11 protein-coding genes and 1 pseudogene are annotated in these 18,392 nt (G+C 72.3%); 2 read left to right on the top strand and 10 right to left on the bottom strand.

The genetic code is table 11. The features are described 5' to 3' along the window. From KBX39_RS04655 to KBX39_RS04645, 3 genes are all read right to left on the bottom strand, one after another. A partial coding sequence (locus KBX39_RS04655; RefSeq protein ID WP_312246107.1) for a P1 family peptidase occupies positions 1 to 365 on the bottom strand: 365 nt, incomplete at its 3' end. Positions 366 to 460: 95 nt separating this feature from the next. Next, positions 461 to 802 carry a DUF1330 domain-containing protein gene (locus tag KBX39_RS04650; protein WP_166456752.1) on the bottom strand — a complete coding sequence of 114 codons (342 nt, stop codon included), beginning with the start codon at positions 800 to 802 and terminating at the stop codon, positions 461 to 463. 96 nt (positions 803 to 898) lie between these two features. Then, positions 899 to 1,507 (bottom strand): class I SAM-dependent methyltransferase, encoded by a 609-nt coding sequence (locus KBX39_RS04645; protein ID WP_166456751.1) that lies wholly within the window; start codon positions 1,505 to 1,507, stop codon positions 899 to 901. A 202-nt stretch (positions 1,508 to 1,709) separates the two neighbouring features. Between KBX39_RS04645 and KBX39_RS04640 the strand changes: the two genes are divergently transcribed. Together KBX39_RS04640 and KBX39_RS04635 are read left to right on the top strand one after the other, a co-directional pair. Further along, positions 1,710 to 5,144 carry an NACHT domain-containing NTPase gene (locus KBX39_RS04640; protein WP_247659872.1) on the top strand — a complete coding sequence of 1,145 codons (3,435 nt, stop codon included), beginning with the start codon at positions 1,710 to 1,712 and terminating at the stop codon, positions 5,142 to 5,144. A 41-nt stretch (positions 5,145 to 5,185) separates the two neighbouring features. Then, positions 5,186 to 6,106, top strand: coding sequence for an alpha/beta fold hydrolase (locus KBX39_RS04635; protein WP_210869316.1), 921 nt, complete (start codon positions 5,186 to 5,188; stop codon positions 6,104 to 6,106). On the opposite strand, the gene fxsT is transcribed toward KBX39_RS04635, so the two are convergent. The 7 genes and pseudogenes from fxsT to KBX39_RS04600 form a co-directional block, all read right to left on the bottom strand. Continuing rightward, positions 6,084 to 10,019, bottom strand: a complete 3,936-nt coding sequence (fxsT, locus tag KBX39_RS04630) for an FxSxx-COOH system tetratricopeptide repeat protein (protein ID WP_064448830.1) — start codon at positions 10,017 to 10,019, stop codon at positions 6,084 to 6,086. The two genes, KBX39_RS04635 and fxsT, sit on opposite strands and share 23 nt — an antisense overlap. Then, a complete protein-coding gene (locus KBX39_RS04625; RefSeq protein ID WP_064448829.1) occupies positions 10,016 to 11,206 on the bottom strand; it encodes a TIR-like protein FxsC in 1,191 nt (396 codons plus the stop codon). The genes fxsT and KBX39_RS04625 overlap by 4 nt, the downstream gene beginning before the upstream one ends. Positions 11,207 to 11,335: 129 nt before the next feature. Then, positions 11,336 to 12,151, bottom strand: coding sequence for an aminoglycoside N(3)-acetyltransferase (locus KBX39_RS04620; RefSeq protein WP_043327801.1), 816 nt, complete (start codon positions 12,149 to 12,151; stop codon positions 11,336 to 11,338). After that, positions 12,139 to 14,442 (bottom strand): FxsB family cyclophane-forming radical SAM/SPASM peptide maturase, encoded by a 2,304-nt coding sequence (locus KBX39_RS04615; RefSeq protein WP_210869314.1) that lies wholly within the window; start codon positions 14,440 to 14,442, stop codon positions 12,139 to 12,141. Before KBX39_RS04615 ends, KBX39_RS04620 begins: the two co-directional genes overlap by 13 nt. Positions 14,443 to 14,448: 6 nt before the next feature. Continuing rightward, positions 14,449 to 14,622 carry a hypothetical protein gene (locus tag KBX39_RS04610; protein ID WP_166456745.1) on the bottom strand — a complete coding sequence of 58 codons (174 nt, stop codon included), beginning with the start codon at positions 14,620 to 14,622 and terminating at the stop codon, positions 14,449 to 14,451. Positions 14,623 to 14,895: 273 nt separating this feature from the next. Beyond that, a complete protein-coding gene (locus tag KBX39_RS04605; RefSeq protein ID WP_210869312.1) occupies positions 14,896 to 17,157 on the bottom strand; it encodes a hypothetical protein in 2,262 nt (753 codons plus the stop codon). A gap of 10 nt (positions 17,158 to 17,167) precedes the next feature. After that, positions 17,168 to 18,392: pseudogene (locus KBX39_RS04600) on the bottom strand (hypothetical protein); the annotation flags it as partial.

The following is an 18,392-nucleotide window of genomic DNA, read 5'->3' as shown; positions in this document are numbered from 1 at the left end:
GTCGCCTGAGCGATGGCGGCCAGGACGTGGTCCTCGATGATCGGGCGGCGGCGGATGTCGGACAGGTGCCCGTCGTTCGTCTCGCCGACCAGGGGGTTGAACGACACCCCGTCCGGCCGGCGCTCCATCAACCAGCCGAGCAGCGCGTCCGCCGCCCGGAACACCGACAGCGTCGCGGTCAGCACGACCGGGGATTCCAGTACGCCGAGTTCGTCCACCTGGGTCGAGCCGACGAGTTTCCCGTGCCCGTTGCCGGAGAACACCGCCGCCGGCAGCGTCCACCGTCCGGGGCCGAGCCCGCTCGGCACGATCGCTGTGACGCCGGTGAGCAGGTCGCCGCCGTCGACCACGGTGGTGTGCCCCACCAGGACGCCGGGGACGTCGGTGATCGCGTTGTGGCGTCCGGTGGGCAGCGTTCCGACGACGACGCCGAGGTCACGGGCGCGCCGGCCGGTCCGGCTCAGGGCAGCGCCGCCCGGATCGCCTGCACGATGCCGGTCGGTGAGTAGTCGTCGGGGACGCCCTCGACCAGGATGATGTCGCCCTCGATGTGCCGGGAGCGCAGGGGCGCGATCTCCTGGTACGCGGGCGAGTCCCACCACGCGCGCGCCTCGGCGATCCCGGGGAAGCCGAGCATCACGACCGCGCCGGGCCAGGCGCCCTCCTTCACCTCGTGCGGCGTGGCGTGCACGAGGAACCGGCCGCCGTGCGGGGCGAGGGTGGCCGGGAGGCGCTCGATGTACTCGGCGATGTCCGGGTGCGGGGCGGCGTCCTGGAGGTGGGCGATGGCGTACGCGGGCATGGTGTCCTTCCGGCCGTCGAACTCCGAACGCCGATCCTGACACAGCGGACGGCAGACGTTCGCGCCCATTTTCCCGGCGCCGACGACGGCGCGCGCTCAGGCGCCGGACGCCACGGCCGCGATGGCGGCGTGCGTGCGGTGGGTCTCGTCGTACAGGCGTGTCAGGCGTTCGACCTCGGTGAACCCGGCCTGCCGCAGCCGCGCGGAGAACTCGTCCACCGGCCAGCGGTACGCGGTGGCGACCTTGTGGTCGAAGGCGCTCACCTCGTCACCGACGAAGATGCCGACCACGAGCGGTCCACCGGGCACGATCGCGCGCCGGAACCCGGCCAGCACGCCGTCGAGATCCGGTGGCGGGAGGTGGATCAGCGAGTACCAGGCGAGGATGCCGTCGACGGAGTGGTCCGGGACGGCGAGGTCGTCCAGCGACCCGAGCCGGTACGCGCCGCCCGGATGGGTGGCCCGCGCGTGCGCGACGAACTCGGGAACCATGTCGATCCCGGTGGCGTCGACGCCCAGCGACCGGAGGTGGTCGGTGAGGTGCCCCGGTCCGCACCCGAGGTCGAGCACCGGGCCGGTCCGGCCGGCCAGGTGCCGCCCGATGAGGGCGAGGTCGTCCGGGTGCACCGCGGCGGTGCTGCCGAACAGTTCGATGTAGAGCTCCGCGACCGCCCCGTACGCCTGCCGTACCCGTGTGTCGTCCACCGCTCGACCATAGGGGTCCGACGCCTTGGCCGCATTTAGCAGATGAATGAGATGAATGAATGGAAAAGTCGTCGCAAAGCAGCCGCCCGGTGCGGAATCGATAGCTTTCCGTCACTGAAGTTTCTATCCTTGAAGAATCCCGATCGCCAGCAGCGGAAGGGGCGGCATGCCGCGCCGTTCGAGCCTCAGCTATCGAGATGCGTTGAAGCTGCTGGCCCCGGGCAGCACGCGCATCACCGAGACCGACAAGGTCGTCAGCGCGGGGATCCTCGGCGCCGGGGCGCTCACCCAGGGCGCGGCGCTCGCTCTGCTCGGCCCGAAGAACGCGCTCATGCAACTCGTCCGGGACGCCACCGGAAACCAGGCCGGCCGCATCCGCACGACCGGCGGAAAATCGTATTACAAGCTGCTGGAGGCCAGCCATACCGTGCTGGCGCTCTCCGCGTTCTTCGACGGTTTCCGGGACGAGGTCGGGCCGGGTTTCGACCGGCTGGAGCTGACCGACGAGGAAAAGGTGGGCATGGTGGCGGCCGACCGTCGCCAGCACACGCTGCCGAAGGAGATCGACGGCGGATACTTCCCGCTGCCGTCCTCGGTCCACGGCATGGACGACACCCGGCGCGACGTCGAGGCCGCCTACGTCAAGCTCTACGACGCCACCATCGCGTTCTGCGAGGGCCTCGCCGCCTGGCCGTCGGTGCGGCGCGGGCTCGACCTCACGTCGCTGCGGTCCCGGGTGGTGGGCCGGGCCATGTGGCACTACGAGGACCGTTTCGACCGGCTCGCCGCGGACCTCCCCGAGTTCGGGTTCCGGATGCTCCGGCAGGCGATCGAGCACAACCTGCTCGACAACCGGAACCTGACCACCGAGGTCTCGGCCCGGCTGGACGCGCTGGCGCAGCTGTACCGCAATCTCGCCGAGTTGTCCGGCCCGGCCCCGGCCGACCGCCCCGACCTGCTCCGGGAGTCACTCGACCGGCTCACCGGCTCGCTGGCCGCGGTGTTCCGGCAGCCGCTGCTGCGGATCAAGGACGTCGACTTCCACCTGCGTCTGCCCACGGTGGAGGAGGGGTTCATCAGCCCGGACTTCCGGGCCGCCGAGTACGGCAAGCACACGTCCCCGGAGCGTGATGCCTGGTGGGACGACCAGCCGCGCCGGGGCGACCTGGTCGGTTTCCTCTCCGAATACCTGACCGATCCGGCGAGCCTGCACCGTCCGCTGCTGCTCCTCGGTCAGCCGGGCGCCGGCAAGACGTTGCTGACCCGGGTCATCGCGGCCCGGCTGCCGGCGAGCCGGTTCACCGCGATAGTGGTGCCGCTGCGCCGGATGTCCGGGGACTCGTCGCCGACCGAGCAGATCGAAGCAGCGATCGAGCAGGTGATGGACGAGCGCATCCGCTGGGCGGACCTGCGCCGGGCCACCGAGCACACCACGGTGGTGGTGATCTTCGACGGGTTCGACGAACTCGTCCAGGTCACCGGCACCGCCCACTCCCAGTACATCGACCGGGTGGCCGAGTTCCAGGAGACCCAGTGGGACCTGGGCTACTCCGTCATCCCGATCATCACGTCCCGGATGCTGGTGATGGACCGCGCAAGCGTGCCGCAGGGCACCGCGCTGGTGCGGCTGGAAGACCTGACCGACGCCCAGGTGACGGCCTGGTTGGCCGCCGTCAACGCGGCAAACGAGGACCGGCCCGGCTACCGTCGGCTCTCCGCCCGCGAGCTGCTGTGGCACGGCGAGCTGGCCCGCCAGCCCTTGCTGCTCACACTGCTCGCCATCTACTACAACGAGCACTGGGCCGACCGCCGTCCCGGCGCCATGTCATCGTCCGACCTGTTCACCGGCCTGCTCACCGCGTTCATCAGACGGCAGGTGAGCGAGAAGGCGCCGACCGCCCTCCCGACGCACGAGCGGGAGGCCCGCGAACACCAACTGCGGCGCGATCTCGCGATCACCGCGTTCGCCATGTTCAACCGCAACCGGGAACTGGTGAACCGGGCCGCGCTCCGCGCCGACCTCGACTGTTTCGGGCCCGGGGCCGGCGACGGCTCCCGGTTCGAACTCGGCGACGTGCTCGGCCCGGAGCAACTGGTCACCGCCGCCTTCTTCGTCGTGTACGGCCCGGACGACGTGCAGGGCGAGGACGCCCGGCGCACGTACGAGTTCCTGCACACCACCATCGGCGACTTCCTGATCGCCGAGTACGTCATCGGGGCGCTGCGGAGTCTGGCCGAGCTGCGGCGGCGCACCCTCAGCCCGGCCGGGTTCGGCTATCAGCTGGACACCGGCCAGTTCCGGGCGCTTCTCTCGCACCAGCCGCTGGTCAAGCGGGAGGCGGTGGTGGGCTTCGCGCGGGAACTCGCCTTCCGGCACCCAGGGGACCGGGACGCGATCGTGGAGACGGTCGCCGGACTGCTGGCCGAGGCCCGGCAGCGGACCAACCTGGCCGGTGTGGACGGCTACCGGCCCGCGCCGTACGACCCGGTGCGGTTGCTCGCCGCGTACACCGCGAACCTGGTCGCGCTGGCCGCGCTCGTGTCACCGGACGGGGTGCGCCACAGCGACCTGATGGACGACGAGACCTGGGTGTCCACGGTGCGGCTGTGGCGGGCGGGCCTGGACGAGAAGGGCCAGCTCGCGATGATCAGTTGGCTGCGCCGGGACGCCGACGGCCGGATCGTCGCCGGGCTGCGGCGGGAACGGCGGGGGGAGAAGGTGAACGTGGCGGCCGAGGAGGCCCGGCTGCTCGGCGACGTCACCACCTACGGCCAGTTGCAGGCCGGCGCGCGGACGTGGCGCGGCCAGGCGCCGACCAGCTTCGAGGCGGCCCGGTTCCACGCCGACCTGGTGGAGCTGGCCACCCGCCGCTGGCCGGTGCCGTCACTGCACCAGCTGATCCTGTACGACGAGCGCAGCTACCGGCGACTGTGGGCGCGTGCCGTCGAGTTCCCGGAGGCGGTGTCCAGCACGAGCGCCACGGTCCTGCTGGAATGCCTCGCCGAGGACGGCGCGCAGTTGCCACGCGAGGTGGTGTGCGGGCTGACCCGGGTGGCGCTGAGCCGCTTGCCCAGCTCACCGACAGCGCCGCCGGAGCTGATCATCTCGTGTCCGTACCTGATCGACGAGTTCCCCGAGCTGGTCGACTCGCTCGGCACGACCGACGACCACGCGGTCCTGCACGCGCTCATCCTGCGGCACGGGCTCGACCGGCTGCCGCAGCGGTACGTGGCCCGGGTGCGGGAGGTGCTCACCGACATCGAGGGGCGGCTCGCGGAGCTGCCGCTGGAGGACGGCGTGGTCTCGGCCGAGATGGCCGAGCAGTTCGCGGCCGCGCGGGTCGACAACCGCACCGCGCTGTGGCTGCTCATGGCGTTGACCGAGTACGGCGACCTGGCCTGGCGGAAGATACCGCCCCGGACGATGGCCGAGCTGCTGGCGCACCGGCTGCCGGACGAGTTCCTCGACGAGGCGAGCCTGTGCCGGCTGCTCGTGGACTACCTGCGGGCGCACGACCGGGCGCCGGCCGAGGTCTCGCTGGTGTCCGCCCTCGACACGCTGCGCGTCCTCGCAGCGACCGACCAGCCCGACCAGCCCGACCAGCCCGACCAGGTCCCGGCCGCCGAGGCGGTCTGACCACGCCACCCGTACCGCCACCACCCGTTCGGAGGCCCCGATTGGCACACTCGCCCCGGCATCGAGAGCACATCGTCCGAACAGGAAGGAGGGATCTGGCGGTCGAGATCGCCGGGGCGGAACGCGGCTGGCCCGTGTTCCTGATGCACGGCACACCCGGCAGCCGGAACGGTCCACGACCACGCTCGATCGTGCTCCACCGCCTCGGCGTACGCCTGATCTCCTACGACCGGCCGGGTTACGGCGGTTCCAGCCGGCTGCCCGGCCGCCGGGTCGCGGACGCCGCCGCCGACGTCGCGGCCATCGCCGACGACCTGGGCCTGGACGGGTTCTCGGTGGTCGGCCGGTCCGGCGGCGGCCCGCACGCCCTGGCCTGCGCCGCGCTGCTGCCGGAGCGGGTACGGCGTACCGCCGTCCTGGTCGGTCTCGCCCCGGCGGGGGCGGCCGGGCTGGACTGGTTCGGCGGCATGACCGACGCCAACGTCCGTGACTACGGTGCCGCCGAGCGCGCCGTGCCGGTGCTCGCCGAGCAGTTGCGGCTGCGGGCCGAGCGCACGATGGACGATCCGGGCTCGCTGCTCGCGCTGCTGGTCGAGCAGATGACCGAGGCCGACCGCCGGGTGGTGGCCGGGGTGCCGATCCGCCGACAGCTCACCGACGCCTACGCCGAGGCGCTGCGCCAGGGGCCGGACGGCTGGATCGACGACGTGCTGGCGCTGCGCGCCGACTGGGGCGTCACGCTGGCCGAGATCCGGATGCCGGTCCGGCTCTGGCACGGCGCCGACGACAACTTCGCCCCGGCCAGCCACACCCGGTGGCTGGCCGAGCAGATCCCCGGCGCGCAACTGCACGTGCAGCCGCGCAGCGCGCACTTCGGCGCGGTCGAGGTGCTGCCGGAGATCCTCGCCTGGCTGGCCGACCCGGTGGAGCGGGCCACCGTCAGATCGGATGCGGGTCGATGATGCGCCGCTGCAACCGGCTCTCCCGGACGGCCTCGACGGCCGGGTGGTTCTCGCCCAGCCGGTAGGTCAGCTCACGGGTGACCGCCTCCAGCTCCGCGCGCCGGCCGCTCTCCACCCGCTCCTGCATCACCACCAGGTTCGCCTGGCAGCGCAGCGTGTTCGTGTGGTCGCGGCCGAGGATCCGGACCAACCCGTCGTACGCGCGCCGCAGCAGGCTCAGCGCCTCCACGTCGGCGGCCTCCCGACCTTCCGGCGGGTCGGGCTGTTCGGCGATGCAGATGCCCTGGTTCATCCAGCCGGAGAGCGGGTACGGGTGCCCGCTGCCCAGCACGCCGGCGAGCGCGTCGGCGGACCGGCCGGCGAGCTGCCGGGCCTCGGCGAAGTCCCCGGCGCGGCGGGCCACCATGGCGAGGTTGACCATGCAGACCAGCGTCAGCGGGTGCGCCGGGCCGAGGTTGCGCTGGTAGATGCGGTGCACCTCGGTCAGTTCCCGGCTGGCGCGCTGGAACAGGTCGACGGTGAGCAGGTTGATCGACAGGCTCAGCCGGCAGGTGAGCGTCTCCGGGTTGTCCGGCCCGAACCGCTCGTTCAGCAGCTCGTAGGCGGCTTCGAGGAGCTTGCCCGCCTCGACCGCGTGCCCGGCCGCGCGCAGCGACACCGCCAGGTTCGTCTGCGTCCGCAGGGTGATCAGGTGTTCGGCTCCGGCCGTGTTCAGCAGTTCCCGGTGGACGCTGCGCAGGCGGGTGACCGACTGCTCGAAGTCGCCGGCGTCGCGCATGTCGATGCCGACGTACGCGGAGGAGGCGAGCGTGTCCGGGTGGTTCTCCCCGAGGATCGCGCGGCGCCCGGCCAGCACCATCTCGTCGTTCTTGCGGGCCTCCCGGAAGTCGCCCATCAGGCGCTGGGTGCTGGCGAGGTTGTTGAGCGCGGCGAGCGTACGCGGGTGCTCCTCGGTGAAGTTCCGCTTCCACGCGTTGAACGTGATCTCGTCGAGACGCAGCGCCTCGTTGTACATGCCCATGCCGCGCAGGTCGCGGGCGAGCCCGCCGGCGGTCATCAGCGTGTGCGGGTGGTCCTCGCCGAGCAGTTCCCGTTGGGCTGCCAGCACCTCCTCGTCCAGCGCCCGGGACTCGGTGAACTGGCCGAGGAAGGCGAGGATGTTGGCGAGGTTGAACTGGAGGTGCAGCAACTGCCGGCGCAGGTCGTCGCGAGCCCGCGGGTCGGTCTCCTCGGCGAGCATCTGCTCCCAGGTCTGCGCGACCTCCTGCCCGAGCCGCCGGCCGGTCTCCAGGTCGCCGCGCAACTGGAGGTAGCGGACCCGGTCGATCATCAGCGCCCGCACCTCAACCTTGCTGCTCAGCGGCGCCTTGGACGCCTCCAGGTGCGGCCAGATGACCCGGAACCGCGGCCACCCGTCGGGGTCGTCCACCTCGCCCTCGGGCCGGGCGGCGGCGAGCACGAGGTGGACCTGCCGGCGGGCCTCGTCGAGTTCCGCCTCCGTCATCCGGGACCGGACGGCGTGCTGGAGCAGGCGGTGCATGAGCACCAGGCCGCCCCGGCCCCGCTCACCGCCCGCCGGGTTCTCGGCCCGCAGGTCGACCCGCACCAGGGCGAGCCGGTTGGCCTGCTGCACCAGTTGCTGGCGGACCAGCCGCTCCTTGGCCTGCGGGTGGAACGGCACCAGCGCTTCGGCGAACTCGTCGCTGTAGACCAGGTCGGCGGAGATCTCCGGCGCGAACACCGAGCAGAGTTGCAGCACCCGGTAGGCCGCCGGGTTGCGGGTGCGCAGGTGGTTGAGCGACAGCTCCCAGGTGGCCTCCACCGAGACGTTGCTGTTCGGCTCCATCACCGCGCCCGGACCGAACTTGGCGATCTCGGTGAGGTAGCTGTCGACGGAGTGGCCGGTGTCGGCGAGCCAGGCCGCGGCGGCGGTGACAGCGATCGGCAGGTCGCCGAGCAGGGCGGCGATCCGGTCGGCCTGGTCGACGCGCATGTTCGGCACCCGCTCGGTGAGGTGCTGGATGCTCTCCGCGCGCTTGAACACGTCGACCTGGACGGTGGTGGCCCGCTCGACCCACTGGAGGTTCCGGGACGTGATCAGGACGTGGCCCTTGCCGTCCGGCACGTACGGCAGCACGCCCTCGATCTCGTCCGCGTTGTCCATGATCAGCAACCAGCGCAGGTCGGTGCGGCGCAGCGCCTGGAGCACCAGCCGGGCGTTCTCCCGGTTCGATTCCGACGACGGCACGCCCAGGTAGGGCGCGAGGTCACCGATGGCCGACTCGATGAACGGCACCTGGTCGGCGTCGATCCACCACACCATGTCGTACGCGGCGCGGTAACGGTGGGCGTACTCCAGCGCGAGCTGGCTCTTGCCGATGCCGCCCATGCCCTGCAACGCCACCGGCCCGGTGCCGGAGAGCACCACCTTCGGGCTGCTGCGCAGCAGCGTCCGCAGCTCGCGCAGGTCCGCCTCGCGGCCGGTGAAGCGCTTGTTGCGGCCCGGCACCTCGAACACGGTGTTGTCCCGGCCGGGGAACCGGGGACCGGTGGGCAGCTCCAGGTCGGCCGGCACCCCCTCGCGGCCGACCAGGCGCAGGATCCGCGCGGCGGCGGTCCGCGCCTCCAGGCCGGCCACCGAGACGGTGTGCGCCGCGGGCACGTTCGCCAGGCGCCGTACGTCCGCCACGTAGACGACGAGCGGCACCTGGTCGGGCGAGCGGTCCGGCGCGGCGAGCACCGCCTCCTCGTTGGCGTTGGACTCGGAGACGATGATCAGCTCCCGGGCGGTCCGGGGCACCTCGTCGTCGGTGAACCACGGGTCGGTCACCCGGACGTCGGCCGAGACCAGCAGGTGGCCGATCCACTCCGCCCACACCCGGTCGTACGGGGCGTGCCGGAGCACGATCTCGCTCTCCACCGACGTGGAGGTACGGGTGAACCGGGCGTTCACCCGCTCGCGTACCGCGCTGCTCATCGGCGGCAGCGACTCCACCTCGCCCCGGGTGATCTCCCGGGCCAGCACCTCGTACGCGGACAGCAGCGACCCGTTGACGCCTGGTTGGTCGGCGAACGTGGCGAGCAGCTCCTCGTACGCATAGAACGCCTGGTAGGGCACCTGCATCCGGGCCCAGTACCGGTCCCGGTCGGCCTCGCTCATCCCGCTCGGCAGCCCGCTGAAGCGCTGCCGCGCCACCGCACGCCCGGTGTCCGCCTTGACCTTCTCCGCCGGGTCGATCCGCATCGGCACGGGCAGCACCCGGATCCGCCGCGACCCGTAGCGGTGCTCGACCAGCCGCGCCACCTTCGCCGCGCCGGTGATGCCCTGCTCGCTGAGGGTGAAGCAGGTGACCAGCACGTCCGGCAGTTGGATGGTGCAGATGTCGGCGACGTCGGAGAACCCGGTGCGGCTGTCGATGAGCACGTAGTCGTAGTTGCGTTTCATGTCGGCACGCAGCGCGTCGAAGAAGTAGCCGCCGCCCTGCCGCTCGTAGAACTCGTCCCAGTTCATCCCGGCGAGCGCGCCCGCGTAGTCGTTGTTCTGCTGGCCGGCGCCGAGGAAGTCCAGCGTCCCGTCACCGGGGAAGTTGGACCAGTTCAGCGAGAACGAATACTTGTGCACGCGGGCGTACTGCTCGTGCCAGCGGTCGTCGCCCTTGTCCTGCTTGGTGGTGGTCGCCCACTCGTACTCGCGGATCAGGTCGATCACCCCGCCGGTGCTCTCCAGCGCGTCCCGGTCGATGAACGGCGCGAAGAAGCGCGACAGGCCGGGGGACTCCAGGTCCCAGTCGACGGCGAGCACCCGCTTGCCGTTGGCGGCGAGGATCCAGGCGACGTTGGCCAGCGCCATCGTCCGGCCGGTGCCGCCCTTGTAGGAGTAGAAGGTGACGACCTGTCCCTCGCGTCGGGTCATGTGTCCACTCCCTCGTCGGGCGGCGGGTTCTCCCAGAGCCGGGGTTTGCTGATCGGCCGTCCTGGCGGCGGGTAGGCCGGTCTCGCCTCCAGGTAGCGGCGGCGCATCCGGTCGACCAGGCCGTGGATCCCGGCCCGCCAGTCGTCGTACGTGGTGATCGCCAGGGGGCGTGCCGCGGCCGGGAAGATCGCGATGGCCCGGTCGAGCAGCACCGTCGCCTGGGAGCGACGGCCGGGTGCCGGGTCCTCGATGATGACCACGACGCCCACCCAGCGGTGCAGCGAGGCGGCGGCCGCGCGGACGGCCTCCGCACCGTCCGGCGTCTCGACCACCCGAGGATCGATCATGAGTACGCCCGGGCAGCCCCGGAACAGCCCGGCATCGGGTACGAAGTCGCGGACGTCGATCGGCATCCGCAGCCGCTGCACCGCGTCGGTCACGTCGTCGACCACGGGTGGCCGGCCGTGGAACGGGCGCCACCGGCCGGCGTGCGTGTCGGATCGTCCGTTGAGCCGGCCCGGCTCGTGCGGTTGCTCGGGCGCGATCACCACCGCCCGGAACGGCACCTCGCTGGTCGGCGACGACGGCAGGTCGGTCGGGCCGGTCGGCGGCTCGGCCGCCTGCAGCGGGGTCTGCTCGGCGGTGTCGACGATGTGCTGCGCGAGCCGGCCCAGCACCTCCTTGTAGGCGTGCTGGAACTTCTGCAGCCGGCAGAGCGCGCTCATCCCGTTGGCGGCGTACGCGTCCACGTCGGCGGCCATCGCCACCGCCCGGGCCTGGTCCGGCGCGTGCACGGCGGCGGGCGACGGGATCCACAGGACCGGCAGGATGTTGTCGCCGTCGGGCGGGCGGCCGGCCCGGATCAGCCGTTGCCGGAACCACTCCCGTTCCCGGCGCGAGTCGTCCCGGTTGAGATAGTCCGGCGAGTACAGCGGCACGAACACCTCGGCCTCGGCGAGCGCGGTGCGTTTTCGTTCCGTCCGGTCCTCCGGCGGCCGCACGATGAAGTCGGCGAAACCCTGCCGGCGTAACCGGTCGCCGGGCCGGCCGTCGATGGCCAGGTTGAGATCGTGGTAGAAGCGGCGGACCCAGTGGTCGCCCGGGGTGCGGTCGTTGTGCGTCGGCGGGGGGACGTAGCTGAGGAAGAAATAGGGCGGGCCCGGCAGCGCGGGCCGCTCAGAGGTCACGGCGACACGACCGTTCCACGGGTAGTGCGCCTGACCCCCAACCGTCAATGATCACGCGCTGCTCCCCGGTCGACACGATACGGCGTCTATCGATCAGGGTAGAGAGGTTGCGCTCGGGTTACCAGGCCCTCACCGTCCGATGTGGGCGTCCATCCACGCGACCGTGGCGCGTACCGCCGCGGCTATCGGCAGCAGCCGTGCCGGGGCGCTCCCGACCGTGCCGCGCCGGGTGAACGGTTCCCTGTCGAGTTCCACTCCGACCTCGGCGAACGGGCTCGCGTCGAGGTGCGGCGCCTCGAAGTCCAGCCGTTCCCGGCGGCCGTCGCGCAGCACGTAGCAGCGGTACGGACGCTGCTGCGGCGGGCGGCGCAACCGGTACTCGGCGAGGTGCAACGCGGTACATGTCGAATAGCCGACACCGAGCAGCAGGGTCCAGGCCCCGGCGGCCTCCAGCGCGGCCAGCGGCGAGCGCTCGCCGAGATGCGAGTCCAGGTCGTGGACGCGCATCAGCTCCTCCGCCCGGGGGCCCCAGGCGCTGAACGACGTCTGCGGGTGCGGGCTGCGTACCGCGCCGGGCAACCGGCGTACGTGCTCGGCGAACGCGCCCACGCCGAACGACGGCGTGACGGCCGGGTCGAAGCCGGGCATCCGGTCCTCGTACGCCCGGCGTTCCTCGTCGGTGAGTCCGGCGGTCGCGGCGTGGTACGCGGGGCTGCTCACCGAGTTGTCGGGGGTCTGCGCCGGGACGACGACGGTGCCGGACGGCCCGACGACGGCCCGCAGCGCGTCGGCCAGCGTGGCCGGCCCGCCGGCCACCGGTCCGAGGGCACGCAGGGAGCAGTGCACGAGCACCACGTCACCGCTGCCGAGCCCGAGTGCCCGCAGGTCGGCGGCGAGCGTGTCGACCCGGTGCGCGGGCGGGACGGCGGTGGTCACGACGGCCATCCGGACATCGAGCGGGCCACCTGCCGGACCAGCCGTGAGCCGGCCGGGGTGAGCGCGTCCGCCCGTTGCAGCGCGCCGATCGCCTCGGCCGTCCAGTCCCGGTACTGCCGGTAGACCGCCTGCGCGCCGTCGACCTGGCGGTCCGCCCGGACGCGCCAGATGTCGGCCACCGCCGCGTGCGCGTAGATGCCGTGCAGGACGGCCTCCGCCGGCCGCGGGTCGGGCCGCCAGCCCACAGTGATGTCGATCGGCCCGGTGCCGTCGACCAGGTCGCAGACGTCCAGCAGCGCGTTCATCTTGCTGTGCTGGAACTCGTGCACGAGCAGCACCGCCAGCGACCCGGCGTCGGTCTCCGTGGCCGCGACACCGCCGAACGCCTGCCGGGCGGTCGACGCCTCGCTGACCCCGTCGCCGCTGCGCCGCAACGGCACCACCGCCCGCAGCCCGGTACGCAGTTCCTCGGCGTGGCCCGGCACCTCGTCCCGGATCACCTGCCACGCCGCCGCGAACGTCTCCGCCCAGCGCACGGCGCCCGCGTCGTCGAGCCGGTCATCGGCGGGCAGCCGGTGGCAGTCGCGGTGCGGGTCGCCGTCCTCCAGCAGCACCGACACGTCCGGTGCGACGAGACGGCGGGTCGGCCACCAGCGGGGCCCGCCCGCCGCGCCCGGACTCACGGCCACCGTCACGTCCCCGGCCCGCACCCGCAGCGAGCCCGGGCCGGTCTCGACCCGTGCGGTGCCGTCACCCACCTCGGGCAGCAGCACCGTGCCGACCGCCGGCAGGTGCAGGCGGCCGGATCGCACCGGCACGTCGAGGCGCACCGGAACGCCTGCGTCGAGCGCGGCGGCGGCGGCGAGCGCGCTCAGATAGCCCGGCCCCTGGCGGGCACCGGTGCCGGTGCCGGCGAGGCAGTCGACAGCCCACGCGCGCACGTACGGATGGGCCGCGATCCGGGCCACTGATTCCGGCGCGCTGCGGTCGAGCGCGGTCAGCGCCTCCCAGCCGTCGGCTCCGGCCCCGCCGGCCGGCAGGCGGTCGGCCACCTCGGCGAGCAGCGCGCGGACGATGGCGATCTGTGCCTCGACGAGCCGGCCGATGGCGACCCGGTCGCCGGTCGGCGCCGCGAGGCGGTCGATGAAGTCGTCGGGCAGGCCGGCGTCGAGCCGGACGGGTTCCGGTGGGTTCTCGTTCACGTGCACGATCAGCTCTTTCAGATCGGCGCAGTAGACACTCGGATGGTCGAAGTGCCCGGCGCCGTACCGGTGGGCGAAGAGTCCGCCGCCGCACTGGTCGACCACCGGGCACCGCCGGCACTCGTCGCTGAGACCGGCCCGGCCGGAGCGGCGGCGGGCCAGGAGCGGGCTGGCCGCCACGTCATCGGCCGCGTGCGAGAAGACAGTCATGCCGGTGGCCGGCGCGCCGTCGTACGCGGTCTTGAGCGAGTCCGCCTGCTCCCACTCGCCGTCCGTCTCGATCACCGCCAGGTCGACCGCGTCGAGGCCCAGCCATTCGGTGCCGCTGGGTCCGCCGCGGGCGGTGGACAGGAGCGAGTCGAACAGGCGCACCGGGACGGGTCGGCCGTCCGCGCGCCAGCGGTCGTGGACGGCGCGCAGCCAGCGGGCGTACGCGGTGTCCCCGGCGGCCGGCCGCCACGGCGGGTCGTCCCAGGTGGCGTGCGGGAGCAGGAAGTCGATCCGCGAGGGCTCCTGGGCGAGCAGGGCCTCGTACACCGCTATCGGGTCGTTGCGCACGTCCACCGTGCAGAGCAGGCCGGACCAGAGCCGCCGGTACGCCGGGCGGCGCAGCAGGGCGAGCGCGCGCAGCACCTGGTCGTAGCTGCTGGCGCCGGACCGGTAGATCCGGTGCCTGTCGTTGGCGGCCCGGTCGCCGTCGAGCGATACGCCGACCGCCACGTCGTGTTCGGCGAGTACGTCGCAGAACCGCTCGGAGAGCAGCACGCCGTTTGTCTGCATGCCGATCCGGAGCCGGGTGACCGGCCCGATGACGCGCCGCAGTTCGGCGAGCACCTGGCCCAGCCCGTCGGGGCCGAGCAGCAGCGGCTCCCCGCCGTGCAGGACGACTGTGACGTCCGGCAGCCCGTGGGCCGCCGCGTGCTCGGCGATCCGTCCGGCCGCGGCCCGGAGCACGTCCGGCGTCATCCGTACCGGGCGGCGGCGCCAGCTCTGGTCGGCGTGTTCGTAGACGTAGCAGTGGTCGCACGCCAGGTCACACCTGGCGTGCACCTTGAGGACGAACTCGGTGAGCGCCGCGCGGGCGGGCCCCGGGGCCATCGCGGATCAGATGAACGACGAGAACTTCGCCGCCGGGATCCGGGTCTGATCGAGGTGAGCCGCCATCACCCGGCGCACGATGGGGGAGATGTCCGCGGCGGAGAGCCGGTCGAGCGGCTCCGCGCGGACCCTGACCAGCGAGACCGGGGGCTCATCCTGGCGCAAGGGTGCGGTCGTCATGAGTGTTCCTTAGGTTTGTGAATGCCGGCCGAGCACAGCGGCGACGGCCAACCTAGTGGCTTTAGGGATCCAGCGCCATCGACCCACCGGTGGGAGACGGTTCTTTTTGGACGGTTCGCCGGCCGGCGTCGTCGTCGCCCCGAGGGAGCGAGCGTAAGGGATCAATTATGCGCCTTTTTACCGATCTAGGCCACGAATCGAAAGTTCAGACTTTGCCAGAATTCGTCCACCCCGATCCCCTGGTCAGGTGAGGGATCGGGGTGGACGAGCGGCTCAGACGGCGGGGCCGCTCCCGGACGGCGTGCCGAGGCGGATGTCGACGTCGGCCGGCTCGGTCATCTGGTCGTACGCCCTGGTCCGCAGCCGGTTGGTCTGCACCTCGCCGTCGAGCAGCGCCGCCCGCAGCGCCTCCGCGTCGCTGATCTCCTTGGCGGTCACCTCGTCGGCCGCGGTCGTGACGCCCTGCACCACCTCCAGGTGGGTGCCGTCGGTGGGCATCAGCTCGGTCCACTTCGCCAGGCAGTACACCCGCTCCGGCACGTCCTGGCACTCGGTGCTCAGCTCGGGCATCTCGTCGCCGGTGCCGAGATGGCCGGCCCGGTACGCCGTCAGCTCGTCCACGAACGCCTCCAGCTCCCGCTCCACCTCCGGTGCCAGGCGCGTCGCCACCACCTTCCCGAAGATCCACCGCAGCGCGGCCAGCTCCATGCCGGCCCGCACCGGCAGGTAGAGCTTCGCCCAGCTGGCGTTGACGAAGTCACCGGGGTCGCGCTCCGGGGCGCGGGCGTCGCCGCCGGACCACCACCCGGGGTACGCCACGAACGACGCGCGCTCCCAGTCGAAGACCCGATGCCAGAAGTCGATCTCCCACGCCTCGTCCCGCACGCTGGCCGGGAAGTGCGCCTCCACGATCTGCGAGACCATCTCGTTGACCGGGGAGAAGCCGGCCCGCAGCCGCGCCTCGAACTCGTCCCCCGCCGTCTCCGCCGCCGCCAGCGCCGCGTCGCGCCGGTCCTGCCACTCCTGAAGATCGGTCAGGTAGCCCGCGACCAGCGCGTTGTACGCCGCGTCGTCGGCGGTCTGGTCCACCACCGTCGGGGTACGCCGGAACCCGGCCGCGATCTGGGCCTGCGCGCCGGGACCGCCCAGCCAGCTGGCCGCGCCCACATGGATGCGGACGCGCAGGACCGGTCGGCCGTCCGCCTCCGTCACCACCGGCACACCGACGACCTGGGCCGCGATGGCGGTCGGCGGGCGGCGGGTGATCAGGTTGAGGTTCTGCCGGATCGTGTCGACGTTGCCGTCCCACTCCCAGCCGGCGTCGAGGGTGACGTCGATGTCGTAGTCGGCGCTCATGTCGCCGGTGAATCCCCACTTGTCGAGCGTGACCACGGCGGAGTACACGACGCGCGTCTCCACCGCTGCGGGAGCGCCGCGCGGCGGCCGCTCCGGCTTCACCGGCATCGGGGGCAGCGCGGCGACCGCGTTGTCGCGGATCCGCTGCCGCCCGCCGGTGATCTTCTGGGCGAAGGCGAGCGCCGGGTCCTTGATCGTGGGGGCCCAGCAGACCCGTGCGCCGTACCGCTCGTGCGCCAGCTCCAGCCGTTGCAGCACCTTGAAGTAGTGCAGCGTGATCGGCGTGGCCCGGTTCGGGTTGCGGACGGTGCGCTTCGAGGACGACTCCGTACCCGTCTCGGTGACGAGCTTGAAATCGGTCTTGTGCTGGGTGCGGTAGCGCGCCGCGACCTTCGAGGTGGCGGTCCGGCTGTCCTTGACCGCGCGGCGGCTCGTCTCCTGGCTCGCCGCGGTGACGCTGGTGGCGAAGCCGATGGTGTGGCTGGCGTTGAAGGTGCCCCAGATGCCGGTCGGGCTGGTGTACTGGCCGGTGTGGCTCGCGTTGAGCCCCCAGGTGTCGGTGAGCGACTTCTGCCGCTCGAAGCCCTCCTGGAGTTCGGTGGTGAGCGCGCTGGTCAGCTCGACGTCGGTCTGCTGTTCCGACTCGTTCTGCTCCTCCAGGGTCAGCTCGCGCTTGGTGTAGGTGCGCTGCTCCAGCACGGCCTCCTCACCGGGGGCGAGCGCCAGCGCGTAGACGTGCTCGCCGAGCGCGAAGCCCACCGGTCGGATCCGGGTGCGGTCGAGGAACGCGATGCCCACGTCGGACTGGAGCAGGCCGGCGAGGAACTCCGCCTGCTGGTCGCCGAGGAGCGTCTGGCGTCGCGCCGGCGGCTCCCGGTACGACATGCCCGAGTCGGCGCCGGGCAGCGCCTCGGTGGCCGCGTCCATCTCGTTGGCCTTCCACAGGTCGTAGAGGCCGAGTTGTTTGAGCAGGTGCGGCAGCCGGTCGCCGTCGAGCCCGCCGTAGCGGATCGCCTCGATCAGCGCCTGCTTGACGTAGAACGGCAGGATGGGCGTCTCGCCACCGCCGAACGTGAGCCGGACCGGTACGAAGTAGTTGGAGTAGACGTACCTGTCGGAATGCGCGGTGCTGAAACCAAGCGTCGCCGGATCGGCGTCGGCGACGACGACTCTGCCCATCGGTGCTCCTCTACAGCGGCAGTGTGAACAGGGAGTGCAGCCCCTGGTACGTCATCTCGTGCGAGGTGACGAAGAATCCGGGGAACAACTGGCTGAGGGCGGCCTGGCGGACGACCGTCTCGCGTACGGCGTGCGCGGTCAGTTCTTCGAGACCGGCGACGACCTCCGCCGGCACACCGCCCTTGGCGGCCCGCTGGTACGCCTCCGCGATTGCCTCCCAGCGACCGTCGAACGTCTCCCCGAGGCCGTCGGCGACGGTGCCCCAGGTCTTCTCGAAGCGCTCCAGTTTGGTCGAGGAGGTCCAGTCGACGTTCGTGACGCGGGCCGCCTCGGGATCGACGAGCAGCAGGTCGGAGCGGAGGTCCCCGACGGTGGTGGACGCCTTCCACCGGAACCGCTCGGCGAGGTGGCGGGCGAGGGCCTTCTCCGCCCCGGTCGCGGCCGGGTTGCCGGTGAAGCCGACGAGGCGCAGCAGCAGATCCCGGTCCGGGTGGCCGAGCAGCATCTGGGCGACGGTCTGGCGCAGCACCGCGTCGGAGCCGCGCAGCGCGGGCGCCAGCTCCGGGTGGGCCGTGCGGACCGCCTCGACCACTGTCGCCAGTGACTTCTCCGCGAACGCCTCCAGGCCCGGTGACCGGCCGACGAGCTGGGCGACCTCGGCGGCCATCCGCCGGTGCACCTGCTGGCCGAGCCGCCACGGTTGCGCCTGCCCGGCCTTGCGCAGCGCGCGGAACTCCTCGTACGCGGCGGTCTGGAGCGCCCTGTTGAACGCGGTGGTCAGCCGCTGCTCCAGTTGCCGGGCGATGGCCGCGCGCACGACGGCGGCCTGGACGTCCCGGGGTGTCTTCGGCGGCTTCAGCTCGCGCAGGTCCTCGACCCGCTTGATGATCTCGTCCAGCGCCTCGCTCAGCTCGGCCCGGGTCGCCGCCCGGCCGGTCGACGACACCGTCTCCGACATGCTCGCCATCAGCACCGGCCGACCGTCGAGGCTGACCAGCGCGCCGAGCCGGGTGCCCGCGCCGGCGCCCGCGAACGCCTCGGCGTGCGCCGCCTGGTTGAACACGCTCAACGTCAGCTCGGCGTCGGCGAGCAGCACCCGGCCCTGCCGGAACAGCGCGTCGAGCACCTTCGGCGGGAAGAGCGTGCGCAGGACGGCCAGCCCCACCCGGGGCGTGGCGGCGATCGCGGCCCGGCCGATCGCCACCAGCAGCGCGGCCATCTGGGCGGTCAGCAGG

It is taken from the genome of Micromonospora sp. D75, from assembly GCF_018070405.1.
GTDB classification, from domain to species: Bacteria; Actinomycetota; Actinomycetes; order Mycobacteriales; family Micromonosporaceae; genus Micromonospora; species Micromonospora chalcea.
This window is presented reverse-complemented; position numbering and strand designations above follow the sequence as displayed.

Excerpts from the sequence above, each read along its gene's own strand:
- KBX39_RS04650 (WP_166456752.1), bottom strand. The coding sequence starts at position 802 with ATGCCCGCGTACGCCATCGCCCACCTCCAGGACGCCGCCCCGCACCCG.
- fxsT (WP_064448830.1), bottom strand. The coding sequence starts at position 10,019 with ATGACCCGACGCGAGGGACAGGTCGTCACCTTCTACTCCTACAAGGGC.
- KBX39_RS04620 (WP_043327801.1), bottom strand. The coding sequence starts at position 12,151 with ATGGCCGTCGTGACCACCGCCGTCCCGCCCGCGCACCGGGTCGACACG.
- KBX39_RS04615 (WP_210869314.1), bottom strand. The coding sequence starts at position 14,442 with ATGGCCCCGGGGCCCGCCCGCGCGGCGCTCACCGAGTTCGTCCTCAAG.
- KBX39_RS04610 (WP_166456745.1), bottom strand. The coding sequence starts at position 14,622 with ATGACGACCGCACCCTTGCGCCAGGATGAGCCCCCGGTCTCGCTGGTC.
- KBX39_RS04605 (WP_210869312.1), bottom strand. The coding sequence starts at position 17,157 with ATGGGCAGAGTCGTCGTCGCCGACGCCGATCCGGCGACGCTTGGTTTC.